The following is a 24,678-nucleotide window of genomic DNA, read 5'->3' as shown; positions in this document are numbered from 1 at the left end:
CCGGGGCAGGAGGTTTTTCGCTGAAGAAAGAATAGTTTAGATTTGTTTTGCTGCGCCCACTTCTGCTTCCAGATGCTTGCGAATCGTGGCGAAAGAGAAGTTTTTGCTGTCCAGACGTTTCGGCAGGATATACGCACCTTGCTGGCCTTTTACCTTGAAATTGACCAACATGAATTCTGGTGTGTTATACCATTCATAGATGTCTTTCCAGCTAATCGCGCCAACACCTTCTTGCATGCCCATTTTCTGGCGCATCACGATGCCGTGCGGTTGCACGCCCAGGCGAACACCTTTGATTTCCTGTACCGGAAATTCATTCATCTTGCGTTTAACATACCATTCCAGACCAAAGGTACGGATCAGGTAATACAACACCACACAGACAATGGCCACCCAGCAGAACACGGTAGAATAGTTCTTCAGGATCAGAATGCCCAGAATAGAAAGTGCAACAACAGCACCCATGATCAGCCATGCTTTCATGCCAATTTTATTGGTACTACGCCAGATCACCAGCTGAGCATGACGCTGCTCGGCTTCTGAAATTTCATAGTTCACAGGCTGTAGGGTATAAGCGTATAAATTTTTCGCGGTCATAATGAAATTAGCAGATTTTAAACTGTAAAAAGTTTAGCACTAATTGTACCAATTCAGTGAGTATATTGTTCCAAAATCAGCCAAATTATAATGAACCTAATTCAGTTGCCTGTTCATCACGCTCATGGCTCAAACTTTGTTTCAGTTGGCTCAACTGCTTTAAAATGCTGAACATTAAAGACAGTTGCTGCAAAATGATCAGGGATTTCTGATCTTGCTCCTGATCTTGAGCCAGGCGCTGGCGAATATGGGCAATCATATTTTGTGCACTTAAATCGGGCATTTCATCTCTTAGCAATGCACCACGAATGTTCTCAAGCGCTTTGTCCAGTAAATTCAGAATGTCCTGATCTTCAATTTTTTCCCGGTGTGCACCCAGCGCAGCAATATAACTGATAAAAGTATGATTCAGACACAGGAACTCAAAGGCCAGCGATTTTTGTACTGGATCAATATCCGGTTCAGTGGCCAGTGTCGAAATCAGTGAAGCCACCTCGGCATCGGTATTATGGGCCGCACGGCGCACAATCCGATATTTCAGGCCATTATTACGTCCCGATTTATACTGCTCGATTACTTCACTCAAATAATCTGCTTCTGCCTGCAAGCTGCGTTTGATACTGCGCGGCAAACGTCGGAACTTCCAGTCTGGAAAAATAAAGCTGACGCCGAACCAGGCAATCGCACAGCCAATCAAGGTGTCGATCATACGCGGGATGGCCGCGGCATAGCCCATACCGTCCAGATTGAAGTTGATCAGGGCTAAAATCGTGATAAAGGCGGTGGCCTGTGCATACTGTTTACTGCGCAATTCAAAGAACAGAATCCCACTCAGTACCAGAAGCAATAATTGTCCTTCGATGGACGGCACAAAATATAAAATGGCATAACCGAGGATAATACCGACCAACGTACCGATAATACGCAGACGTAAACGCCGTTTGGTGGCGTTAAAGTTGGGCTGGCTGACAAAGAGTGCGGTCAATAAAATCCAGTAACCATATTCAATATTGCTGACCTGTACAAAAATATAGCTGATCAGCAGCACAATCGACAGGCGAATGGCATGCCGGAACAGCACCGATTCTGGGGTCAGATGCTGCTTAATCCGAATCTTGATGTCATCCCAGCTTTTCAGATCATCATCTCTAAGCTGGTTCTCGATATGTTTGAAACGCTCGGACTTGATATTCTGCTCGGTTTCCAGGTTGCGTAACTGGGCATCAATCGATTTCAGGTTTTGAAACAGCGCAAATAGGGCACTGATCCAGACCTGATCATACTGCTGCTCCTGACGTAACTTATCCAGAGACTGTCTCAGGTTATCAAAGGCATGCTTGAAGCGCTGGTTATGTACATAAGGTTTGCGCATCAGCAAACTTTCACTCAGGTCCTTACAGGCTTTGCCCTGAATTGACATGATGCGCTGGAAGCGGAACAGGATATCGCTATGCTGGAAAATCTTGGCCAGTTTCTGATAATCAATATGCGCTGAATCGGCACGTTCATGAATATCCTGCGCCACAAAATAATATTGCAGGCTGCGACGGGTATCTTTTTGCCCACGGTCGCCTTTCAGGCGAGTCAAAAGGGCAGTTTTCATTTCATTAAAAATCGCAATCAGTTTGCCATTTTCCAGCGAGAGTTCAATCATGCTTTGTTGATAGCTTTTCGGGGTCATGTCCACATCAAACAGATTGGACTTGGCATATAAAAAGTCACCGAGCGCAGAATAGGAAATGGCAAGCTTGTCTTGCGCCAACCGGGCAGGGAAGATCAGGAAACTGAGGGTCGACAGCAGACCGTACCACATCGCGCCGATGACCAATAAACCAGCCTGTTTATACCATTCATCAAACAGCTCTACCCCGAGCATGGAATAAACGGAAATCACCAGACAGCCGTAAGAAATCGTGGCATAGCGTCGCCCTAGTGAACCCAGCAAAATCAGGGCAATACAGGACACAATTAAGGCCAAAGCAAACAGCAGGGGATAAGGAAAGAGCAGATATACGCCCACTGCGGTAATAAAGAAGCCAATGTAGGTGTAGAGCAGATTTAAAATCCGCACCGAAAAGCGGTCATCAATATCGCTTAAACCGGCAGCGACCACGCCTAAAGTCAGTGGAATTGTCATCAATTGTTGTCCCATAAAATAGGGAACAAAGGCGGTACCTGCAAATGCCGTCATCATGCGCAGGTTATACATCAAGGTCGTGTTATAGGTGGTTTGCTTGAGACGAGTGAGCCAAGATTTCAAAGGTCGTCCTTTATACTGCAGTCTTAGAGCTGAATCTGAATAGGCTAATGAAAATAGTATATTTATATATCTTCATTTCAGGCTAAATCATACTATGCACTGTAATAATTTGTCTGCATATTAACGCTTTAAATCTTCATGCTTATGACATCGAATAAAATAGTACAACAACCTTATGCCATGTCCTGGATTGTGTTGCTGGCGACACTGAGTGCACTCGGGCCTTTATCCATTGATATGTATCTTTCGGCCTTACCGGCCATGGCAGCAGATTTTGGTGTCAGTACCCAGATGGTTTCCAATAGCCTGCCGGCTTATTTCTTCGGTCTGGCGATCGGGCAACTGATTTATGGTCCGATTAGTGACCGGATTGGGCGTAAACCGCCACTGTATTTTGGGCTGTGTTTATACATTGTGGCAAGTTTACTGTGTGTCTTTGCGCAGGATGAATGGAGTCTGATCGCTGCACGGATTCTGTAAGCCCTCGGTGGCTGTGTCGGGGTGGTTATGGCACGCGCTGCAATTCGTGATCGTCTGGATATGCATTCAGCAGCTCAGGCCTTTGCCAGCATGATGATTGTGACCGCCATTGCGCCAATCATCGCCCCGAGTCTGGGCGCCTGGGTGTTGATGTTTTATGAATGGAACATGATCTTTGTGGTACTGATGGGCTGCGGTCTGTTGAGTCTGGCCTGTGTACATTTTCTATTTAAAGAAACCTTGGAACCAGAACGCCGTCTCAAGCTGAACTTTCAACAGGTATTAAGTTTGTACCGTACTATTTTTCAGGATCCAAGCTTTCGACGCCCGCTCTATGCCAGTTGTTTCTCCGGTGCGGTGATGTTCTGTTATATCAGTGCTTCTTCTGCCATTCTGATGGATCGTTATCAGCTGACCGAGCAACAGTTTGCTTATGCCTTTGGTGCCAATGCCTTCGGGATCATGCTGTTTTCGACCTTGAATAAACGTCTGGCTGGGCGATTCTCGATATTGCAGCGCCTGAAAATCGGCACGTGTCTGCAGTCTGCTGGTGTATTAGGGTTAATCTTACTGGGCTGTCTGGACGTCGATTCTGTGTTCTGGGTGTTGTTAGGCATGTTTATTGTGGTGGCATCTATCGGGTTTACTGGTCCGAATGCCATGGCTTTGGCAATGGCTGAACAAGGCGAGCGGGCGGGAACCGCCAGTGCGATTATGGGCAGTATGCAATTTTTTTGTGGCTTATTGGGCGGTGTATTACTGAATTTTCTGATCTGGCATGCCTTATTAAATATGGCATTGATCATGCTGGTTTTTGTAGGTATTTCCGCTTGGGCGATTTTTAAAATAAAGATGCCAATCTTGAAAAATGCATAAATGCTGGGCGTTTTCTACAAATATTGAAAATGCTGGATTGTACAGAGGGCTAAGTCAATTGACTTAGCCCTGCTTGCATCACTCATCGATAAACACAGCAAATTCCTCTACAGGAACGCGCGGGGTAATAAAGCTGTTAATAATCTGTTCTGGATCGGCATAACCCAGTGCCATACCGCAGACCAGCTCTTCATCGACAGGAGCACCCACCAGATCAAGCACGATCGGATGAAAATGATTCCAGGCTGCCTGCGGGCAAGTGTCCAGACCGCGGGCTTTTGCGGCCAGCATGACATTCTGGATCATCATGGAAACATCCATTTTGGAACCAATGGCCAAAGAACGATGTACAGTAAAAAATAGGCCGAAAGGTGCATCAAATAGTTCAAAATTACGCAGCTGCTGACGCGCCATTTTTTCTTTTTCGCCTTTTTGAATATTCAGCAAGCCATATAAGCCCCAGCCATTTTCACGACGACGTTCAATAAATGGCGAGATCCATTGTTCAGGATAATAGGCAAAAGTTTCCTGATACTGCTGCGACAATTCCGGATTTGCATAGACTTGCATTTGTGCCTGACAAACCTGTTGCACGAGTTCATCACGCTTTTTACCTGTTACCACATACACTTTCCAGGGTTGGGTATTGGTTCCTGAGGGTGCGCGGCTGGCCACCGTCAAAATCTCTTTTAAGGTGTCTGTACTAACGGGAGTATTTAAAAAAGCACGCACTGAATGGCGAGAGGTGATAGTGTGATCTACAGCATGAACAAGATTTTGATCCATTATGAGGTCCAGTCGAATATCCTTATTGAGTTTGCAATGACTATAAACTAAACAAACAGAACGGGGGATAGGAAAATTTCATTCTTCGCCAGCTGAAAAAACAATTTATCAGCAAAATGACTTGAATAATGAAATTTCGCATTCTTTTAGCTGAGCATAAATCGCCTAAGTGATAGCAATGGATTTAGTCATAAAGTTGGTCTTTGATTTAAAAAATGGCTTAAAACCCAAGTGCTTGAACCATTCAACAATAACAATTTCACACAGAGAACTGGTTTATTTTGACTGAAAATCAAGATAATTTAATTTCAAGATCCCTGTTTCATTTTGTGTCGAGTAAAAGATTAATATTTTTTTTGAATTAAAATATAGATTAATCTTCATATAAAAATGAGAATTTATAATTATTTTTTATAGGTAAATTAACTATTGCTAATAAAAAGAAATAAAACCTGATACGAAGAAACAGCATAATGTACGACTTTTCATCTTAATTCATGCGTTTCGTGATTAAGATCTGTTTTAAATAACGCGATTCCAGATGGCTTGAATGAAGTCTTTAGGTTGAAAGCACTCATCAAGCACTGAATGTTTTTTTGAGCTTAAAACACAGTTTTTTACCAGCATGCGCGTTTGTTTGAAAATTGTCTGCAATTTTACAACAGACTGAGTATCGGAATAGAAAAGGTGTTGCTTTTATAAATCTCTCATTTGTTGAATATGATCGTGATGATGATATTCATAAGTTTGAAAGAGATGATAAATCGGTTTGTTTTTCTAAAGGTAATAGATCAAATCAGGATATTTCCAGATGAACATCTAATGAGCGAGCTAGAAATCTAGCGCACTCCATAACTTTTAGAAAAATAAAAAATTCAAAATCATCTTGGGCAAAAAATTATGGATTTTACTTTTAACGCATTTTATACCTTGATTGCCGCAGTCATTGTTTTGTTACTCGGCCGATTCCTGGTTAATAAAATCGATTTTTTAAAGCGCTACAATATTCCTGAGCCGGTTGCAGGCGGTTTGGTTGCTGCGATTATCTCATTACTGGTGCATTCACTGTGGGGATACAGCATCACCACCAGTTCAGAGCTACAAACCAGTTTTATGCTGATCTTCTTTGCCTCGATCGGTCTGAGTGCCAACTTTTCCAAGTTGCGTGAAGGCGGTGTCGGTCTGGTAATTTTCCTGTTTGCTATATCGATTTTTATTGTTTTGCAAAATGCAGTCGGTATGAGTCTGGCAACACTGCTTGGTATTGACCCACTGATTGGCCTGATTGCAGGTTCAGTTACCTTAACCGGCGGTCATGGTACTGCGGGTGCATGGGGGGAGATTTTTGAAGTTGAACATGGCATTCAGGGTGCTTTGGCACTGGGTATGGCCAGTGCGACTTTCGGTCTGATCATCGGCGGGATCATTGGTGGACCTTTGGCCAAATTACTGATCAATCGTCATAACCTGGCTACTGCACGTACCGATCAGCAGATCGAAAAGCGTGACAATACACCAATGGATAGCACGACCAACGAATATGTACCGTTTGAATATCCGCATCAGGTGCGTTTAATTACCGCTGATAATGCAATCACGACCTTGGGCCTGTTCGCAGGTTGTTTGGCTTTTGCAGAGTTTATGACGGGTTTCAGTAAAGGTACTGCGTTTGAACTGCCAACATTTGTCTGGGCATTGGCGGGTGGTGTCATTCTGCGTAATGTACTGGAAGGTATTTTCAAAGTTCAGATTTTCGATCGCGCGATTGATGTGTTCGGTAATGCTTCATTGTCGCTGTACTTGGCGATGGCATTGTTATCATTGAAATTATGGCAATTAGCTGACCTTGCAGGACCACTCATGGTGATTCTGGGTGCGCAAACCATCACCATGGCTTTGTATGCAGCTTTCGTCACTTTCCGCATCATGGGCAAAAACTACGATGCTGCGGTACTTGCAGCAGGTCATTGTGGTTTCGGTATGGGCGCAACGCCAACAGCGGTTGCCAATATGCAGGCGATTACCAATATGTATGGTGCGTCGCATAAGGCCTTCCTGATTGTTCCATTATGTGGTGCGTTCTTCGTTGACTTAATCAATGCTACTGTTATTCAGATGATTTTGAAGTTTTTTGCATAATTTTTATGCCTGATACGATGAGTCATAGGCTCATAAGGATGTGACATGAATGATCAGTTAAATGAAACCTTACTCGGCTGGATTAATGCCCTGAATGGCCCTTTATGGGATTTTCTGGTGGTGTTTCTGGTCGCAGTTGGTATTTTCTACACGATCATGACCGGTGCAGTACAAATTCGTTTGTTCTGGCACAGCATGAAAGTCATGAAAAATAGCCGTGGCAAGGTTCAGGATACGCACGGCATTACCCCGTTTCAGGCCTTTGTCACTGGACTGGCAAGCCGGGTCGGTGTGGGCAATGTCGCGGGTGTCGCCATTGCGATTGCGATTGGTGGCCCCGGTGCCGTGTTCTGGATGTGGTTTACTGCCTTTTTGGGCATGAGTTCTGCTTTTGTTGAATCCTCTTTGGCACAGTTGTTTAAGGTGCGAGATAACAAAAATCAGCAATTCCGTGGTGGTCCAGCTTATTACATTACTCAAGGCCTGAAACAGAAATGGCTCGGGATTGTCTTTGCGATTGCATTGATTACGACTTATGGTTTTGTCTTCAATGCAGTTCAGGCCAATGCCATTACCGGAGCGACTTCTCATGCCTGGGGCTGGGATCAGGCGAACCTGATTCTGCCATTAGGCGGCCTGAATCTGGAAATCTCCTGGGTCGGATTGTTTCTGGTCTTTATGACTGCGGTGATCATTTTTGGCGGAATTAAACGGATTGCAAAAGTCGCGGAAAGCTTTGTGCCGTTTATGGCTGTGCTTTATCTGGCGGTGGCTTTGTATATTGCGGTCATCAATTACGATTTGCTCCCATCCATCTTCCAGCTCATTTTCAGTAAAGCCTTTGAGTTTGAAGCCGCCGCTGGTGGTTTCTTTGGTGCCATGGTATCTATGGCCATGATGATGGGCATCAAGCGTGGTCTGTTCTCTAACGAGGCAGGGATGGGTTCGGCACCGAACGCCGCTGCAGCTTCCGATGTCAAACATCCGGTCAACCAGGGTCTGGTACAGATGCTCGGAGTATTTGTAGATACCTTTGTGGTGTGTTCATGTACCGCGATTATTATTCTGGTTTCGGGTCTGTATGAAAATGCAGGCTTTGAAGGCGTGACCTTGACCCAGATGGCACTGGAAAGCCAGATTGGGGCTTGGGGCGATGACTTCCTGGCTTTGATTCTATTCCTGTTCGCCTATTCTTCAATTATTGGTAACTATGCCTATGCCGAAGGAAACGTGCAGTTCATCAATAACAATCGCCGGGTGATGCTGATCTTCCGGATTTTTGTTTTGATCATGGTGTATTTCGGTTCTATCGCCAGTGTGCCATTGATCTGGAATATGGCAGATCTGTTCATGGGCGTGATGGCAAGTATCAACCTGATCGCAATCCTGTTGCTGATGCCCTTCCTGCTGATGTTGCTCAAAGACTATACCGGTCAGTTGAAGCGTGGTGTGAAAGAGCCTGAATTTAAACTGGATAACCATCCTAAATTTAAAGACAAGGTCAAATCAGATATCTGGTAAGACTTGAAGCAAAAAGCCCCGATCATTCGGGGCTTTTTTTGTGCCAAAGTTTTATTTAAAAGAAATTTAAATAACTTTGATAAAGCACAAAGCCTAAAATCAGGCTGAACCAGACCGGTAGTTTTGAGCGTAGCAGAGCAATCATCACCGCGACAAAGACCAGGTCGGAGCCATAACTAAAATAACGTTGTGAAAGATCCAGCAATAAATACAGCAATAGCCCCACCACCGTAGCATTGATGCCCATCACCGCCTGATGAATATGGCGCTGCTGCATCAACCATGACCAGTAGGGCAAGGTGGCAAAAATCAGGAAAAATGAAGGTAAAAAGATTGCGCAGGTCGCTAGTACTGCATTCAGCCAGACATAGGGCGTCCAAGGCAGCAAAGCACCAATATAACTGGCAAAACTGAATAAAGGCCCCGGCATAAGCTGGGCAAATGCATAGCCAAGATCAAAAGATTGTGCACTCACTAAACCAGTCGTGACAAAGTCCTGATGTAACAAAGGCAGAATCACATGACCGCCACCAAACACCAGCGAGCCAGTCTGATAAAAATTGGAAAAAAATTGCAGCTCCGATTCACCCCATAATTTTCCAGCTAAGGGCAGCAGCAAAAATGGCAGGATAAATGCCAGTAACCAATAAGGTGCAGCGGCAGATCGAATATAAGGCGAGCTGATTGCTGTTTTGTTAATTTCTTTAGGTTTTGAATCTGATGGGGAAAAATATCCAGCCAAGAGTCCACAGATTGCGCCCAGCATAATCACAAGAATCTGATTAAAACTCACTGAAACGACTATCAGTAATGCGACAGAGAGGATTAAGACAGCATATTGCCAAGCTGATTTACAGAAGCTTCTCAGCATTTGCCAGAATGCCCAGGCGATGACAGAAAATACAATTAACTGGATGGTATGAAAGCTGTTTGAGTTTAAAATATGGAAATAGCTTTGACCCAAGAGCGCCACCAAGGTCATCAGAATCATTGAGGGTAGGGTAAAACCCAGCCATGCGATCACGGCACCAGTATAGCCCCGTTGCAGATAACCGATCGACAGCCCCACCTGACTGCTGCTCGGCCCGGGTAAAAGTTGTGCCAAAGCGACCAGTTGACTGTATTGGGTGTCATTCAACCATTGCAGTTGGGTTACAAATTTTCGGTGAAAAAATACCAGATGTGCTGCCGGACCGCCAAATGAAATGCAGCCCAGTTGCAGGAAAATCAGGAAAATCCGATACAGTGAGATTGAAGGCATACAGTTATGGGAAAAATGAAGATAAAGTAGCTGAACTGTATGACAGTTTTACGAAATTCTACAGACTATTTATGCATGTGTTTATACACTATGCTGCTTTAGATTAATGAGGACATTCTCTGCATGCAGAAATATGTGTTGAGTATGGTGATACTGGGTACATTTGGCCTGAGTGCTTGCCAAACGACCCCCATGACAGCCCAAGCGGCGACCAGTCATCTGCAACCTGCTGCACAACGCGGAGAAGCTCAGGCGCGTCCAAATCAAATTGATTTTCAAAAGATCAAGCAAACTCAACAGCGTCCGGTAGTTGCTTTAGTCCTAGGCAGTGGCGGTGCGCGTGGTTATGCGCATATTGGTGCGCTGGAAGTACTGGAACAGGCGGGTATTCAACCCGATTTTATTGTCGGAACCAGTGCGGGCAGTATTGTAGGCTCCATTTATGCGAGTGGCAAACCGGCGATTGAACTGCGCAATATTGCTCTCAGCATGCGACCGAATGATGTTCGTGATATCAAACTGGCCAGAAAAGGCTTTTTTGATGGCAAAAAAGTTGAGGACTATGTCAATTTGCAGGTCGATCAAACACCGCTTGAAGCCATGAAAATCCCGATGTTTGTGGTAGCAACCGCGCTGAAAGAAGGCAAAAAAGTCGTTTTTAATTATGGTAATACCGGACAGGCGGTACGTGCTTCAGTCTCGATTCCGAGTATGTTTATTCCGACCATCATTCAAGGTAAAGAATATGTAGATGGTGGTCTAGTCAGTCCGGTGCCGGTCGATGTGGCACGTGAGTTGGGAGCCGACATTGTGATTGCGGTAGATATTCTGGCACAACCCATTCACACGGAAACCAGCAATGTCTGGGGACTGTTTAACCAGAACATCAATATTATGCAGCAACATCTGGCGCATGAAGAATTAAAGCATGCAGATGTGGTGATTCAGCCGGATTTACGCGAAAAAGGCCATATCTTTGATGTCCGTGGCAGGGAACTCACCATGCAGGCTGGTGCCGAGGCGACCCAGTTAAAGTTGATGGAAATTTCACAAGCCTACCAAAAACATGATTATGCTCAAGGACATCGCATTCCACAGTTTGTGGTACATGAACATCAAGCTCAATAAATCTTTTTTTTGAAATTTCTGTTTATCCCTATATCGCAGTATAGGGATATTCACTCAAAAGGATAACGGATCATCGGCTGTAACGCTTAACTGATTGTTATAAAAGATAAGATGATTGCCTATGTGTATCAGTCAGTCGGAATTATCGCAAAAGATAAAATTAATTTTAAATATAACAAATTGAATTATAAGTATATTGTTTTAAATAATAAGCCTTATTCGTCTTAAATTAAAATTTTAATATTATTATTCGTATACTTAAGTTGATCAAATATTCAAAAGCATCGATGTTCATGCCAGAATGCAGTTTGAAAAGATCACTACACAGATGTAGACATCATGATGCATATTAAAATTGGACAGCAGGTCAAACTGGCACAATTCGAACACTATATTTTTACAGTGACCGCGACCCATCAGGATGGTTCTTTTACCGTTGAAACGACCTTGGATGGTCAACAAATTTTAAGTTATCAGAACGTGGCGCAGGAAATGCTCAGGCCAGTGATACTTTAAATCACGCAGAGCCTTTTTATTTTCCTGAATTATTTTTGTTCAGAGCTTAAAACAGTGAAAAATTCTCAGTTGCTGTGTAATCAACCCCAGATAAATAAGTGTTGATTTATTGACACTTAACTTTCTAACTGAGATTTTAAGCAATTAAATATATTTTTTTCTGTATGAATACATTTTCTATATCAATAATTGTGATGCTTCATTTGCCGAATTGAACATTTTATTCATGTTAAAAACGCTATAATAATAAGCGATAACCTTGTCATTCAAAGAGTTCAAAGAAAACGATGGCCCCTTTAGATCAAATTGCAGCAGTATCAGATGACCAGTCAGAGTTAACGATGTCAGTTCTCATGACGCCAGATATGGCAAATTTTTCAGGAAATGTTCATGGTGGAACCATTCTGAAATTATTGGATCAGGTCGCATATGCATGTGCAAGTCGCTATTCGGGCAGTTATGTCGTGACCTTGTCTGTAGACAAGGTGAATTTTAAAGAGCCGATTCATGTTGGTGAACTGGTGACCTTCCTGGCCAGTGTCAACCATGTTGGCCGTACCTCAATGGAAATTGGCATTCGTGTAGAAGCCCAGAATATTCAAAAGAGAACTGTACGTCATACCAATAGCTGCTATTTCACCATGGTGGCGGTGGATGAAAATGGTAAACCGAAACAGATTCCAGCCTTGAATCTGGACAATGACTGGAAACGTTGCCGTTTTGAGGCAGCAGAACAGCGTAAAGTCGCGCGTTTACAAGAAAATCATCATCCTTCTTGCAGCATTTATAAAAAGACGGCACAGAGTTAAGTCGGGATGGAAAAGACCTTAGTTTGAAGGTCTTTTTTTTGCGTTAATTTCAGTTTAGTGCTGGAGCTTTGCCATTTTTTATTTTAGTATAAAACGATACGTATCGTATCGTTTTTAAATCTGAAAAGTTAAGTAGAAAAATATGAGCAGTGACGAGAAAAGTTCCCGACGACAGCAATGTATATTGCAGGCGGTCGCAAATGCGCTGGCAGAATGTGAATATCATCAGCTGACGATTGAAGATGTAGCGGCACGTGCCGGTGTTGGCAAGTCCACGATTTATCGATGGTGGAAACATAAATCGGAACTGGTGCTGTACACTTTCAAACAGCATACAGCTTCGGTATTTGAGCTGGATACCTCTAAAAGCCTGAAAAGCAATCTCATTCAACAACTCGGTTCTTTATCTCAAGCGCTGAATCATCCGGTCGGTCGGGCTTTGCTGGTAGTGATTGCCAATCACCGCGAACTGGCAGGTGAGTTCTTTCAGCAATATCTCTTGCCACGTCGGCAACAGACCCATCAACTGATTCAGCAAGCGATTGAACGGGGAGAAATCCGCGCGGATTATCCTTTTGATTTGATGCTGGATACCTTATACGGCCCGATTCATTACCAGATCATTTTTTTCAACCGGATTCCAGATGAACACTATATCCAGAATCTGGTCGAGTTGGCCTTGCATCCGGTCACTGTTCAAGCCTGAGTTTGTGCTATTTCCCTACAAATTTTAAAAGTTGGTGATTATGTCAGTTAGCGCTGAGCGGTTATGGAATCGCTCATTTATCTTGTGCTTATTCAATAATTTTTTCCTGTTCGTTTATTACTTTGCCTTACTGACCATCTTGCCGATTTACATCATGAAAGATCTGGGCGGTTCGGTAAAAGAAGCTGGGTTGGCGCTGACGCTATTTTTGGCCTCTTCGATTGCGATTCGGCCATTTTCCGGCATGATCATCGAAAAGCTCGGCAAGAAAATCTCGATGCGCGGCGCAGGTGTGATTTTTGCCTTATTTGCCTTTAGTTATTTGCTGGTAGATAGCATGTGGTCGCTGTTGCTGGTGCGTTTTTTACATGGTATCTGGTTCAGTATTCTGACCACGGTGGCAGTACCCGTCGCTAATGAATTTATTCCTGAACAGCGCAAAGGTGAGGGCATGGGCTATTTCGTCATGTCGACCAATCTGGGTGTGGTTTTTGGGCCCTTGCTGGCATTGACCGTAATTCAGTTCACCAGCTTCAAAGTCTTATTTGGCATTCTTGCCGTTATCATTTCTTTGGGGCTCATTTTCTGTTGGATGCTCAAAATCACAGAGTTACCAAAACCTGAAGCTATAAGCACAGAAAAAACCAGCTTGAGCTTGCAGGATATTCTGGAAGTCAAAGTTCTGGCGGTAAGTTTTGTGGCTTTACTAACCGCTTTTGCCTACTCGGGCATCATGAGTTTTATTACTGCATTTAGTGAAACCAAGCAGCTTTTGGGCTATACCAGCGTATTCTTTATTGTATTTGCAGCATCCATGTTGCTGGTCAGACCTTGGGTTGGAAAGATTTATGACCGTAAGGGACCCAGTGCGGTGATTTATCCTTCATTTATTTTCTTTGCCATTGGTCTGGTGATTGTCAGTCTGATTTCCAATCAATGGATATTATGGTTGTCGGCAGTGTTTATTGGCATCGGTTATGGTTCACTATTCCCATGTTTGCAGACCTTGGCCATTCAGTCGGTCGACAAACAGCGTATGGGACATGCGATTTCAACCTTCTTTACCCTGTTTGATCTGGGTTTAGCGATCGGTTCCGTGGCAATGGGAGTATTGATTGCCTATTGGGGCTTTGAAACTACTTATGTTTTGAGTGCCGCACTCGTCATTGTGACGATATTGGTTTATCGTCAGTATGTTGCCAAAAAGCAAAATAAGCGCCCGGCAAGTTTGGAGTTATAAAATGGAATTAAGGCATTTACGTTATTTCGTTACGGTGGCGCAGGAACTGAACTTTACCCGTGCCGCGGAAAAATTAAATACGGTACAGCCTTCATTGAGCCAGCAAATCAAGGATCTGGAACGTGAGGTTGGCGTACAGTTGCTAGAGCGGAATAACCGTAAGGTCGGGCTAACTGAAGCTGGACAGGCGTTTTTAAAAGAAGCTTTACTGAGTCTTGAGCATGCAGAGCGCGCCATTCAGACTGCCAGACAGATCGCGAATGCACAGCAGGATCAGCTGAATATCGGATTCGTGCCGGTCGCGGAAATGAAAGTCTTTCCTTATATCATGCCGAATATCCGCGCGCATTTTCCTGAACTGAAAGCACAGTTTCATAGTCTGACCGATGCAGAGCAGTTTAGTGCCTGAAGAAATGGACAGATCGACATTGCCTTTACCCGTTATCCGGGGCAGTTAAGTGAGTTTGATTCGATCCGCAACTGCATAAGCTGATTCAGGATTTTTTTAAACAGTCTAAATTAAAAGTGAATGTGGTGCAGTATTCCACCAATATCCTGCTCAATGTCAATCTGGTAGGGATGGGGTGGGCTGGAGTCTGGTGCCGACCTATGTGATTCCATTGCTCGGCGATAATATTGTGGTGAAAAAGACGCTGGAACCGTTGCCGATGATTGGGCTCTATGCCAATTATCGCAAGGATCAAAAACATGTGGTGATTGATCTGATTTTAAAAGTATTAAAAGAAAAGTTTTGTGTGGATCTTTTCTAATATCTGCATCGTTGATCAGCCCATCGAAAAAGCAGTGCGACAGAAATGATCTGTAGCACATCCTTTTAAATCGGAACTGCAAATCGCTTTATACTGAACCTCTAACAATAAAAAAACCGGTTGAAGCAGGATGATGAAGCTCTATAACAATCCGCAATCACGTGGCCTGACCTTGTTGCCTTTGCTGAAAGAATTACAAATTGAAGATCAGATTGAGCAGGTGGAGATTGCCTATGAGGATATGCATCAGCAGGCATATACACAGATGAATCCGATGGGAAAAGTTCCCTGTCTGGTAGATCAGGAGATCGTCATTTCAGAAATGGCCGCCATTTTTATCTATCTGGCAGATAAATATCGTGACAAAGGATTGGCACCTGCTTTGGATGATCCGAAGCGTGGGGCGTATTTAAAATGGATGTTTTTCTGTCATGGACCCTTCACCGAATATATCGATATAAAAAATTTGCAGGTGTCGCCAGAAAATATTGAAAAGAACCGGAGAAGTTTAAGTTTTGGGAATGAAGCAGCCGTATTTGATTTTCTGCAACAGGGCATCGGGCAGGCTAGTCCTTATCTGTTGGGTGAAAAAGTCTCGGCGGCGGATCTCTATGTGGCTTACTGTTTGATCTTCGCCATATCTGCGAAAATTTTACCGCCATTTGACGAGTTTAGGCTCTTCCTGCAGCAGATGGCTCGCCGTGATTCCCTGAAAGATATCCCGTGGTTTCAAGAGTACCGAGTCTAATTCCTCGGTCTATATATTGTCCGGGAGATCTAAAACAATAAAAAAAACCACGCCGAAGCGTGGTGAAAAGTGACCCTCATATTATTTCAGGTAAAGCTTTTTAAACAGTTGCTGGCTGGTGCTTTCCATCGATTGAGGAATGGCCAGAGCAGCTACGAAACGGTCAGGACGCAAGATCACAACTGAATCAGACGTGTTGCCAAACCACGAGCGGATATCTGTGCCGATATCACCAATGGTGATGACATCTTCATACTGTTTACGCTGGCTATTTTGCAATTGCACCGCCGGAATTACCTGAATGAATTTCACGCCGAGCGTTTTCCACTGTTGCAACGTATCTGGACTGAGACCCCATTTCGGATCGACACCCCAGGCAATAATCGCAAAATCATTGCCGATCACTTCATCTAGTAATACGGTTTCACCCGAAGCCAGCTGAACCTGAGGCTGGATAAGCATTTTGCCGACTGGAGAGTTCTTGGCTCCCTTGCTCAAAAGTGCGCCGTCATGATATTTCGGCATTGGTTTGAAGCGCATTTCCAGCAGATACTGCTTGATCGGTTTGATATAGTTCAGGGCATAGGCAATGCCGTCACGAACAAAACCTTGCCATTTTTTCGGTGGTGCCAATACGTGACCTGCCATCACCGACAGGTCAATCATCGCCTTGGCATGGTCTTTACGTTCGATCTGATAAGAATCTAAAAGTGCTGGGCCAGCTTTGCCTTGAACAACCAGCGCCATTTTCCAGGCCAGGTTAAAGGCATCACGCATACCGCTGTTATAACCCTGACCTTGCCATACCGGCATGATATGCGCAGCATCACCAGCAAGCAAAATACGGTCGGCACGGAATTTGTCCGCAATACGCGCATTATGGGTATAGACACGCTGACGGATCACTTCGATACCATCCGTGCTTGGTAACACCTTGGACAGAAGTTTGGCAATATTTTCTGGTTTGCTCAGTTCTTCCTGTGTTTCACCCGGCATGACCATAAATTCAAAACGGCGGATACCATGTGGCAATGCGGCTGATACATAAGGACGAACCGGATCACAACATAAGTAAATATGCGGTGTAGCAAGCGGGTCATTCTCAAGGTCGATCACGATCCATTGATTCGGTGCGGTTTCGCCTTCAAAGGCAATGCCCAGGTTGCGGCGCACATAAGAATTACCGCCATCACAGGCAATCAGGTATTGAGCGCGGATGGTTTCTGCATCGCCCTCTTTGTTTTGCAGGTTGAGTGTTACGCCGTCAGCATCCTGACTAAACTGGGTCAATTGACGAGAAAACAGCACCTGCGTGTTTTTATATTGCTTTAAGCCTTGCAGCAGAACGTTATCGACTTGTGGCTGAATAAAGGCATTACGGCGCGAGAAACCAAACTCACGTGTTAAAGGCTGAATATCTGCAAAACAGCGACCTTTAGGCGTCAAGAAGCGCATCGCATGATTCGGAGTGGTATGCGGCAAGACTTGATCGACTAAACCCAAAGATTGAATGGTACGCAAGGATTCATCATCGATTCCAATCGCACGTGGATAATCAATCAAACTATCCAGTTGCTCGACAATCGTGACAGCTACGCCTTGCTTGCTCAGATAGTTGGCAATGGTTAAGCCTACAGGGCCGGCGCCAAGGATTGCCACTTCAGTAGTGTAATTAGTATTGCTCATAGCGAATGTCCACTCAATCGACTTGCATTTGATGCTATTAAGGGACAGTTAGAAGCCAGAAACAAGTTGGGCGATAGTAGCTTAAGTATATGGATAATATTGGATTGAAATAGGTAGTTTTTAAATAAATAATTGATTTTAATTATAAAAATAATAAAAATTTGATAGCCTGTATTAATTCTATGATCAGTTTTGACTATGGTGATAAATAGATTTTATGCAATAAAAATGCTGAACCAGCATCAAGCATGATTCAGCATAGAATAATATCGGGGGCAGTATAGGACAAAGCCTACTGGAGAATTACTGTCCCTGATATCTTCATTGAAGGATTAAACGAGTTGTTCAATCACTTAACGTGCAGCAGGTTTTGCAGGTGTCGTAGTTTCCGCAGCAGCTTCAGAGGCAGCAGGCTGCTCTGCAGATGCGCCTGCAACAGGAGCATTCGATTCAGGTAATTCCTGGGTAGTCACAATCACTTTTTCTTCTGCAGTGGTGGTTTTCGCATCTGTAGTTTTACTATCAGCAAAACTGGTGGCTGCAGCAGCAGTAAGCGTAGTGGCAAGTAAGATTTGTGCATATTTCATTTTTGGCATCCTTTTATTCATGTCATGTAATCTGCCGAGCTGACCATCACATCAATTCGACAGATGCCCATCCTAAGCACTGAAATTTTACTGAGCAAATCAATTAACAAAAGCGACACGCAGGGAATAACCCAGCAGATACAAAACTGAGAAAGTTGTTTTATTTCTGTTAATTATGCGGAGTTTTATTTAATGAAAGTGTGTGTGAATATTTCAAGAATCCAATTTGAAATAAAAGTTAACATAGAAAATTGGTAATTTGGGATCATTCCATTAATTTTTATCTCTGTGATTTTCACGCCGTGTTTGCGAAGAACACGCATTTTAAAGTCACACTGTGCTTTATAATGCAGAGTATTGCTATTTCTATTCAATCTCTTGAGAGTCGATTTTGAAAATTCTGTCAGCGTCGCAGGCTATTCCTGTCCATATCATTTCCGGATTTTTGGGGGCAGGTAAAACCACACTAATCAAACATTTATTACAGCAAAAACCGGAACAGGAAATCTGGGCTGTGCTAATGAATGAATTCGGCCAGATTGGGGTAGACCAGCAGTTATTGCCACAAGACCAGGGCTTTGCGGTCAAAGAGCTGTTGGGTGGTTGTCTATGTTGTAGTAGCCAGTTACCCATGCAGATTGCCTTGTCACGCCTGCTGTCAGAAGTGAAACCGGATCGTCTGTTTATCGAACCTACCGGACTGGGGCATCCTGGCCAATTACTGGAACAGCTGACCGAACCGCACTGGCAGAGTCATTTAAACATGCAGGCATTGGTCACAGTGGTAGATGGTTCACGTTTGCATGATCGAGACTGGACTCAGCAAAACCTGTACGCAGACCAACTCAAGGCAGCGCATATTGTGGTGATTTCACATACTGACTTGATGACAACCGCAGACCACGCAGCACTCACGCAACTTCAGACAGAATATCAACCTTATGCCCAACAGTGGTTGTTCACCGAGCATGGACAACTCGATATCGAACTGATCAAGCAGGGCTATCGGGGTTCTGCCCGTCAGATTCAGCCTTTGTTAAAACAGCAACAGATCACCCGTTCAGCAGATACGCCCTTAGTGATTCAGCAAATGCCTTATCATTATGTAGAAAGCGCGCAGGGTTATCAGGTTGCGGGCTGGAAATTGCCAAAACGCTGGCAATTCAATTTTTATGATCTGCTGGATCTGCTCTGTGAACAAAAAGACTGGCTCAGAATCAAGGGAATTTTTCATACCGACCAAGGCTGGAAAAGCTTTAATTTTAATCCTGAGCAGTTTAATTATCAGTCGGTAGATGAAGGCATTGATAACCGGGTAGAAGTGATTTATCAACAGTCACGGGATTGGCTGGCCTTTGAAACTGCCCTGGTGCAATGTCGTATGGATCCAGAGAAATAATGGTACTGTTTCTAGTGCGCTGAATGAATTATTGGCCTAAATCTGTTCAGCAAAATAGCGCTAAATCTTATATGCTAGGCGCCAAATTTGAGGATTATGTGATGGCGTTAAAAGCGACGATTTATAAGGTTGATTTGAATATTGCGGATATGGATACGCATCGTTATGAGGATTATCAGCTGACGATGGCACTGCATCCTTCAGAAACCATTGAACGCTTGATGGTGCGTATTCTGGCCTATGCACGCTATGCCGATGAAGCACTAGAATTTACCAAGGATCTGTTTGAAACCGATGAACCGGCACTCTGGGAAAAGGATCTGACCGGGCAACTGGTCAAATGGATTGAAGTCGGTAGCCCGGACGAAGATAAAGTCAAAAAGGCCAGTGCGCGTTGCAAGCAGGTCGCAGTCGTCACCTATGGTTCTGCGGTGGATGAATGGTATAAGCGCAGCAGCAAATTAAAAATCTTAAAAAATGTGGAAGTGTGGAAGTTATCTACTGCAACTACCGACGCATTGCCACAGTTATGCGAACGCACCATGCAGTTACAGCTCAATGTGATGGATGGTGAATGGACCTTGATTGGCGATCAGGGCCAGGTGCTGGTTGAGTGGGAACAGTTACAATAAGGCCAAATAAGGATGCAAGTCTAGACTTGTATCCTGTAGCTCAAATTGCGTATATCTGAGGGATAAGAATACGCAGGGTTGCACCATGTACCATGAACTTTATGATTTACTGCTGGCTGTCGCGATCGGCGCAATTATTGGTGCAGAGCGTGAGTATCACAGTAAATCTGCCGGACTGCGTACCATGATTATGGTCAGTCTGAGTTCCTGTTTATTTACCATTATCTCCCTGAAAATAGGCGTGGCCAATCCTGACCGGCTGGCCGCCAATGTCTTGACTGGACTGGGTTTTCTAGGTGCTGGTGTTATCCTGAAAGATGATAACCGTATTTCCGGGATTACCACCGCAACCACGATCTGGATGACAGCCGCACTCGGCATGGCGGTCGGTGCAGGCTATGAACTCTTAAGTATTTGGGCTACTTTTATTGTCATGGTGGTGCTGGTTCTATTGATGTATGTCCAGCGCGGCATCGAATCTCTGAATCAGGAACGCAGCTATGAAATTGTCTGTCCATTTGATGAAAATGATTCCAATCACTACGAAATGCTATTTAAGCGTTACAAGCTAAAAGTGGTGCATTCCTCACAAAAAAAAGTCGATCAACAGATTGTCGGACGCTGGATACTGATGGGATCGGCCAAGAATCATCAAGAATTAACCCAGTATTTACTCAATGATAAGAATATTCAGGAACTCAGCTTTTAACCCATCAATGACCCAGACTTAAAAAAACAGAGCAATCCAGTTTATACTGAGCTTTGAATTTTATGCTCCTCTCAGGTAAATAACCATGATCAACGAACTTGAAATTATTGATTTAAAAGTAGGCGAAGGTAAAGAAGCGGTGAAAGGTGCCCTAATTACCACGCACTATACTGGCTGGCTGGAAGATGGAACCAAGTTTGATTCCTCTATTGACCGTGGTAATTATTTTGAAACCGTCATTGGCACAGGCCGTGTAATCAAAGGTTGGGATCAGGGTATTCTGGGAATGAAAGTTGGCGGTAAGCGTAAACTGATGGTGCCTGCACATTTGGCCTATGGCGAACGTAAAATGGGTAAAGTCATTCCAGCCAATTCCAACCTGATTTTTGAAATTGAACTGTTTGATGTAAAAACACGTGATTAAAATGATTTAACTTGCTGAATATAAGTTATATTTTTTATTCAAAGATATACGCTGGTTCCGGTGCAGTTGCTTAAAAATAGGCTGTGCCGGATAAGCTACAAAAAACATCTAAAAAGATTTGAAATCAAAAATATTCCTTGTAAATTATAAGAATAATAAAGAATTATCTTGAGATAGAACGTATTTGCATAACTTGATAAGGAATGTCTGTTTTTTCGTATTTGTCTGTACCTTGAGCTGGATGACTTGCATCATAAGTTCAGCAATCGCTCAGGATGAACTCCCTTCGCCGTCATTTCAGCAGCAATCTCACGACCATATTACTGAAGTTCATTTTACCGAACATAGCACTAGTGCCTTGCAGGGAAAATGGCTGTTTTATCCGAGTCAGTTTATTGTTCAGCCCAGCCCCGTACTCCAGTCAAAAACAGTTGAATTGCCAGCCTCTTTTAAAACTCTAGCGGGTTCAAACTCTGGCTACGGTACCTTTATTGGTTATTTTAAAATTCCGAAAGAATTTCTCGGGCGACGCATCGCGATTCGGATTCCAACCCAATACGGCGCCTATCGGGTATATGTCAATGGACAGTTTATTGTCCGTCTCGGGGAAATCAGTACCACACCTGACAAACAGGTGACTGAGAAAGCACCGAGTATTGGCTATTTTGTTCCAGACACTGAATATATTACCTTAAGCATTCAGGCTTCCAATTATACCCACTTGCATGGTGGTCTCGAACGACCGATGCAGATCGGCGTTGCAGGTACCATCAATCGCCAATTTCAGCAGCTCATGATGAGTATTGCCATGGTGTGCGGCGCGGTACTTGGGGTGGGGGTGTTTACTATTCTATTTTCGGTATTCCGGGGATCACGAGAACGTAACAGTAAAAGTATCTTTGTTTTTGGCTGGTTTATTGTCTTTTTAGCCCTGCATAACCTGTTTTCTGCACCTTATGCCTATTCGGTATTTACCAATATCAACTGGCTGTGGGGAACCCGCTTAGAGTATCTGTTTACTTTTATTGCGGCCTTCTTTTTTCTCAGCTATATGCATCTGTTTAACCGGCGCTATCTAAATCCGGTGATTTATTATATCGCAGTGGCATTACTGGTTTTTAACATTACTTTCACCCTATTTTCACCTCCTGAGATATTTGAACGTCTGGCCCTATTTAGTGCGATTTTTGCCTTGGTCATCATCGGTAATTTTATTTACGGTTTTTATCAGACCTTACGTTATAAAGAGCATTATTCGCGTTTAAATCTGATTGCAATTATTTTCCTCTGTCTAACTTTTTTGAATGATTATCTATTGCTGATCAATGTAATTAAAACCACGCATCTGTTCTTTATCTCAACCAGTATCTATGCCTTATTAATCATGTTTCAGCAGTCCAGACATTATGCACATCAAACTTATGAGACTGAACAGCTGAACCTGAACCTGATCGCGCTCAATAATTCGCTCGATCAAAAAGTTAAAGAACGGACCCAGCAACTGCGTGAAGTGAATGCCAAACTGGAACAGCAAATGAATATTGATGCGCTGACTGGAGCTTTTAACCGGCGTGCCTTAAATCATGAAATCCAGCAGCAGTTTTTGCAGACCCAACAGCAGCCGCAACATACCTTGATTTTTGCCATGCTCGATGTCGATTTTTTTAAAAACTATAATGACTACTATGGTCACTTAAAAGGCGATGAAATCCTGAAAAATCTGGTCAGGATTATTCAAGCTGCTTTGCCACCATCTGGCTATCTGGCACGTTATGGTGGTGAAGAGTTTGCGATTCTGCTCACTGGAATGCCAGTTCAAACTGCCCTAAAAAATCTGGAAAATGTATTAAACCAGATTCGGGAACAGCGTATGGAACATCTGAATCGGCCAGATGCAAAAGATTATGTTACGGTCAGTATGGGCGCGGCCTGGGTTGAACAAAAACATGGCTATGCAGATATTCATGAATTGATGAAAGCGGCGGATGTGCAGCTCTATGCCGCCAAACAGGCCGGACGTGATCAGTTAAAAATTGAAAAAGAGGCCGATTAAAAAACATATTTATACAGATAACGCGATTCATCTTCTGACTCGGCAGAATGTGGATGAAAGCCGCAGTGTTGATAATAACTTAATGCAGTTTGAGTAGACTGTATTTCAATCTGATGAATTTTTTTCTTTAATAAAGCGTGATGCATTTGATGAAATAACTCGGTGCCAAACCCCAGCCTTTGGCAGTGTTGGGCCACATAATGCATCCGGATTTCTCCAGCATCACTGACCAATAAGAACCCGACGACCTTGTCATAGATGAGATAAACCCAGCAATCGTTATACAGCATATCGACAATCAGGCTGGCATGATCAAATTTTTCTAGCCAGGTTTGAATTTTGCTTTCTTCACGCTGATGATCCAGTACACAGGACTGAATGCTGTCATGAATGACCTGAATAATTTGAGGTATATCTTCGACCTTCCCTTCACGAATCATAATATTATTCATTTTCTCGAACATTTATAGGGAAGGTTTATTGGATAAAAAAGAAGAGGGTAAAAAACAGAACAATATTGTAGTTTTTTGAGAATATTTTCCGTGATTTATCCATGTGAAGATCTGTTCTGTTGCTGATTTGTCCTGTTTGTTTATCTCAAGTTCTTCAATCTCATTACAGCGTTAAAAATAAAAAATCAAAGCAAATCCATTTTTAAATAAATCGAAGTTTGAATCTGGGCACAAATGAGCAAGCAGAGGAGATAAATAGTAAAAATATGCCTCAAGTTTGCACTGTATAAAAAATAGACGTATGCTGAGTCAAAAGGGACTATTCAAATGAATCTTGATCCTATAACCATAAAAATAAAATTAGTCATATGAGATCATCAACCATGCTGAAATTACTGCTCCTGTTATGTGTTTTATTCATGTTGAATGCTGCCTGGATCGTAGGCAGAAAGATCTATAAAGCTCAGCGCCATCTGGTGTGTCAGCGTCCAGAAAAACCAGCACAGATTTCTAGCATGACAGAACAAGAGGTCATCGAGCAAGAGCAGCAAGTACATCTGGTGGATGCTTATGAACTGGAACTGTTTGACGATGTGGCACAGCTATTCTTTCAACGGCAGGTGCATATTGAGAATCGGGCACAGGCCGAACAGTTACAGCAAGAACTATTACAAAAAATGCCGATGCACAGTGGTACCCAGATTCGTCAGATGGATTTAGGCGAATGGTCTATTTTCTGGAATTTTTATGATCAGTCACTGGAATATTATGTCGGTCGCTATGGCGTATTCTATGCACATGTCGACCGTTTTGGAGAAGAGCACCGGCATGAAATTCGTAGGGAACTTTTGCATTCTGACTGTGCTTAGAACACCACTTTCAGTCATTTTCTACGATTG

At 43.4% G+C, this 24,678-nt stretch carries 21 protein-coding genes and 2 pseudogenes; 16 read left to right on the top strand and 7 right to left on the bottom strand.

The genetic code is table 11. The features are described 5' to 3' along the window. Window positions 1–36: 36 nt before the first annotated feature. Both F995_RS05555 and yccS read right to left on the bottom strand, forming a co-directional pair. Complete coding sequence (locus F995_RS05555) at window positions 37–597, bottom strand: YcxB family protein (protein WP_004645829.1); 561 nt, start codon at window positions 595–597, stop codon at window positions 37–39. Between the two features lie 85 nt (window positions 598–682). Next, window positions 683–2,857, bottom strand: coding sequence for a YccS family putative transporter (yccS, locus tag F995_RS05550; RefSeq protein ID WP_004645828.1), 2,175 nt, complete (start codon window positions 2,855–2,857; stop codon window positions 683–685). Window positions 2,858–2,995: 138 nt separating this feature from the next. Here yccS and F995_RS05545 point away from each other — a divergent pair. Further along, window positions 2,996–4,213, top strand: a pseudogene (locus tag F995_RS05545) (multidrug effflux MFS transporter). A 78-nt stretch (window positions 4,214–4,291) separates the two neighbouring features. Here the strand turns inward: F995_RS05545 and F995_RS05540 are convergent. Then, window positions 4,292–4,999 carry a nitroreductase gene (locus tag F995_RS05540; RefSeq protein WP_004645825.1) on the bottom strand — a complete coding sequence of 236 codons (708 nt, stop codon included), beginning with the start codon at window positions 4,997–4,999 and terminating at the stop codon, window positions 4,292–4,294. A gap of 900 nt (window positions 5,000–5,899) precedes the next feature. Here F995_RS05540 and gltS point away from each other — a divergent pair. Both gltS and F995_RS05530 read left to right on the top strand, forming a co-directional pair. Then, window positions 5,900–7,138: a sodium/glutamate symporter gene (gene gltS / locus F995_RS05535; RefSeq protein WP_004280690.1), complete on the top strand. Its 1,239-nt coding sequence runs from the start codon at window positions 5,900–5,902 to the stop codon at window positions 7,136–7,138. A gap of 45 nt (window positions 7,139–7,183) precedes the next feature. Next, a complete protein-coding gene (locus F995_RS05530; protein ID WP_004645824.1) occupies window positions 7,184–8,659 on the top strand; it encodes an alanine/glycine:cation symporter family protein in 1,476 nt (491 codons plus the stop codon). 55 nt (window positions 8,660–8,714) lie between these two features. On the opposite strand, the gene chrA is transcribed toward F995_RS05530, so the two are convergent. After that, window positions 8,715–9,920, bottom strand: a complete 1,206-nt coding sequence (gene chrA / locus F995_RS05525) for a chromate efflux transporter (RefSeq protein WP_004645822.1) — start codon at window positions 9,918–9,920, stop codon at window positions 8,715–8,717. Between the two features lie 123 nt (window positions 9,921–10,043). Between chrA and F995_RS05520 the strand changes: the two genes are divergently transcribed. From F995_RS05520 to F995_RS05495, 7 genes and pseudogenes are all read left to right on the top strand, one after another. Continuing rightward, a complete protein-coding gene (locus F995_RS05520; RefSeq protein WP_004645821.1) occupies window positions 10,044–11,048 on the top strand; it encodes a patatin-like phospholipase family protein in 1,005 nt (334 codons plus the stop codon). Between the two features lie 339 nt (window positions 11,049–11,387). Continuing rightward, entirely contained in the window at window positions 11,388–11,564 is a 177-nt protein-coding gene (locus F995_RS16765) for a hypothetical protein (protein ID WP_004645820.1), read from the top strand. A 287-nt stretch (window positions 11,565–11,851) separates the two neighbouring features. After that, on the top strand, window positions 11,852–12,373 hold the full coding sequence (locus F995_RS05515) for an acyl-CoA thioesterase (RefSeq protein WP_004280680.1): 522 nt from the start codon (window positions 11,852–11,854) through the stop codon (window positions 12,371–12,373). A 142-nt stretch (window positions 12,374–12,515) separates the two neighbouring features. Continuing rightward, window positions 12,516–13,079 carry a TetR/AcrR family transcriptional regulator gene (locus F995_RS05510; protein WP_004645819.1) on the top strand — a complete coding sequence of 188 codons (564 nt, stop codon included), beginning with the start codon at window positions 12,516–12,518 and terminating at the stop codon, window positions 13,077–13,079. Window positions 13,080–13,119: 40 nt separating this feature from the next. Beyond that, window positions 13,120–14,319 carry an MFS transporter gene (locus F995_RS05505; RefSeq protein ID WP_004645817.1) on the top strand — a complete coding sequence of 400 codons (1,200 nt, stop codon included), beginning with the start codon at window positions 13,120–13,122 and terminating at the stop codon, window positions 14,317–14,319. Between the two features lies 1 nt (window position 14,320). Continuing rightward, window positions 14,321–15,089: pseudogene (locus tag F995_RS17165) on the top strand (LysR family transcriptional regulator). A 133-nt stretch (window positions 15,090–15,222) separates the two neighbouring features. Further along, window positions 15,223–15,837, top strand: a complete 615-nt coding sequence (locus F995_RS05495) for a glutathione S-transferase family protein (RefSeq protein ID WP_004645814.1) — start codon at window positions 15,223–15,225, stop codon at window positions 15,835–15,837. Between the two features lie 81 nt (window positions 15,838–15,918). On the opposite strand, the gene F995_RS05490 is transcribed toward F995_RS05495, so the two are convergent. After that, a complete protein-coding gene (locus tag F995_RS05490; RefSeq protein ID WP_004645813.1) occupies window positions 15,919–17,523 on the bottom strand; it encodes a bifunctional 3-(3-hydroxy-phenyl)propionate/3-hydroxycinnamic acid hydroxylase in 1,605 nt (534 codons plus the stop codon). 353 nt (window positions 17,524–17,876) lie between these two features. Continuing rightward, the gene (locus F995_RS05485) at window positions 17,877–18,110 is read right to left on the bottom strand and encodes a hypothetical protein (RefSeq protein WP_004645811.1); all 234 of its coding nucleotides are present in this window, start codon (window positions 18,108–18,110) and stop codon (window positions 17,877–17,879) included. A gap of 391 nt (window positions 18,111–18,501) precedes the next feature. Here F995_RS05485 and F995_RS05480 point away from each other — a divergent pair, with 391 nt between their 5' ends. From F995_RS05480 to F995_RS05460, 5 genes are all read left to right on the top strand, one after another. Continuing rightward, window positions 18,502–19,509: a CobW family GTP-binding protein gene (locus F995_RS05480; RefSeq protein WP_004645810.1), complete on the top strand. Its 1,008-nt coding sequence runs from the start codon at window positions 18,502–18,504 to the stop codon at window positions 19,507–19,509. Window positions 19,510–19,610: 101 nt separating this feature from the next. Further along, window positions 19,611–20,141, top strand: coding sequence for a YaeQ family protein (locus F995_RS05475; protein WP_026055736.1), 531 nt, complete (start codon window positions 19,611–19,613; stop codon window positions 20,139–20,141). Window positions 20,142–20,226: 85 nt separating this feature from the next. Continuing rightward, window positions 20,227–20,850, top strand: a complete 624-nt coding sequence (locus F995_RS05470) for an MgtC/SapB family protein (protein WP_004645808.1) — start codon at window positions 20,227–20,229, stop codon at window positions 20,848–20,850. Between the two features lie 85 nt (window positions 20,851–20,935). Next, window positions 20,936–21,274, top strand: a complete 339-nt coding sequence (locus tag F995_RS05465) for an FKBP-type peptidyl-prolyl cis-trans isomerase (RefSeq protein ID WP_004280661.1) — start codon at window positions 20,936–20,938, stop codon at window positions 21,272–21,274. Window positions 21,275–21,515: 241 nt separating this feature from the next. Beyond that, complete coding sequence (locus F995_RS05460; RefSeq protein WP_004645807.1) at window positions 21,516–23,327, top strand: sensor domain-containing diguanylate cyclase; 1,812 nt, start codon at window positions 21,516–21,518, stop codon at window positions 23,325–23,327. Here the strand turns inward: F995_RS05460 and F995_RS05455 are convergent. Then, window positions 23,324–23,791 carry a GNAT family N-acetyltransferase gene (locus tag F995_RS05455; RefSeq protein WP_004645805.1) on the bottom strand — a complete coding sequence of 156 codons (468 nt, stop codon included), beginning with the start codon at window positions 23,789–23,791 and terminating at the stop codon, window positions 23,324–23,326. The genes F995_RS05460 and F995_RS05455 overlap by 4 nt on opposite strands. Window positions 23,792–24,162: 371 nt before the next feature. Between F995_RS05455 and F995_RS05450 the strand changes: the two genes are divergently transcribed. Next, window positions 24,163–24,648 (top strand): hypothetical protein, encoded by a 486-nt coding sequence (locus tag F995_RS05450; protein WP_004645804.1) that lies wholly within the window; start codon window positions 24,163–24,165, stop codon window positions 24,646–24,648. The last annotated feature ends 30 nt before the right edge of the window (window positions 24,649–24,678 follow it).

The organism is Acinetobacter sp. CIP A162 (assembly GCF_000367905.1).
Taxonomy (GTDB): domain Bacteria; phylum Pseudomonadota; class Gammaproteobacteria; order Pseudomonadales; family Moraxellaceae; genus Acinetobacter; species Acinetobacter lwoffii.
The sequence above is the reverse complement of the archived record's forward strand: the minus strand, read 5'-3'. Positions and strand labels throughout refer to the sequence as shown.

Coding starts and splice junctions, on each gene's coding strand:
- F995_RS05515 (WP_004280680.1), top strand. CDS start 11,852: ATGGCCCCTTTAGATCAAATTGCAGCAGTATCAGATGACCAGTCAGAG.
- F995_RS05485 (WP_004645811.1), bottom strand. CDS start 18,110: ATGAAATATGCACAAATCTTACTTGCCACTACGCTTACTGCTGCTGCA.
- F995_RS05555 (WP_004645829.1), bottom strand. CDS start 597: ATGACCGCGAAAAATTTATACGCTTATACCCTACAGCCTGTGAACTAT.
- F995_RS05505 (WP_004645817.1), top strand. CDS start 13,120: ATGTCAGTTAGCGCTGAGCGGTTATGGAATCGCTCATTTATCTTGTGC.
- gltS (WP_004280690.1), top strand. CDS start 5,900: ATGGATTTTACTTTTAACGCATTTTATACCTTGATTGCCGCAGTCATT.
- F995_RS05465 (WP_004280661.1), top strand. CDS start 20,936: ATGATCAACGAACTTGAAATTATTGATTTAAAAGTAGGCGAAGGTAAA.
- F995_RS05490 (WP_004645813.1), bottom strand. CDS start 17,523: ATGAGCAATACTAATTACACTACTGAAGTGGCAATCCTTGGCGCCGGC.
- F995_RS05475 (WP_026055736.1), top strand. CDS start 19,611: ATGGCGTTAAAAGCGACGATTTATAAGGTTGATTTGAATATTGCGGAT.
- F995_RS05470 (WP_004645808.1), top strand. CDS start 20,227: ATGTACCATGAACTTTATGATTTACTGCTGGCTGTCGCGATCGGCGCA.
- F995_RS05530 (WP_004645824.1), top strand. CDS start 7,184: ATGAATGATCAGTTAAATGAAACCTTACTCGGCTGGATTAATGCCCTG.
- F995_RS05495 (WP_004645814.1), top strand. CDS start 15,223: ATGAAGCTCTATAACAATCCGCAATCACGTGGCCTGACCTTGTTGCCT.
- chrA (WP_004645822.1), bottom strand. CDS start 9,920: ATGCCTTCAATCTCACTGTATCGGATTTTCCTGATTTTCCTGCAACTG.
- F995_RS05455 (WP_004645805.1), bottom strand. CDS start 23,791: ATGTTCGAGAAAATGAATAATATTATGATTCGTGAAGGGAAGGTCGAA.
- F995_RS16765 (WP_004645820.1), top strand. CDS start 11,388: ATGATGCATATTAAAATTGGACAGCAGGTCAAACTGGCACAATTCGAA.
- F995_RS05460 (WP_004645807.1), top strand. CDS start 21,516: ATGACTTGCATCATAAGTTCAGCAATCGCTCAGGATGAACTCCCTTCG.
- F995_RS05450 (WP_004645804.1), top strand. CDS start 24,163: ATGCTGAAATTACTGCTCCTGTTATGTGTTTTATTCATGTTGAATGCT.
- F995_RS05540 (WP_004645825.1), bottom strand. CDS start 4,999: ATGGATCAAAATCTTGTTCATGCTGTAGATCACACTATCACCTCTCGC.
- F995_RS05520 (WP_004645821.1), top strand. CDS start 10,044: ATGCAGAAATATGTGTTGAGTATGGTGATACTGGGTACATTTGGCCTG.
- F995_RS05510 (WP_004645819.1), top strand. CDS start 12,516: ATGAGCAGTGACGAGAAAAGTTCCCGACGACAGCAATGTATATTGCAG.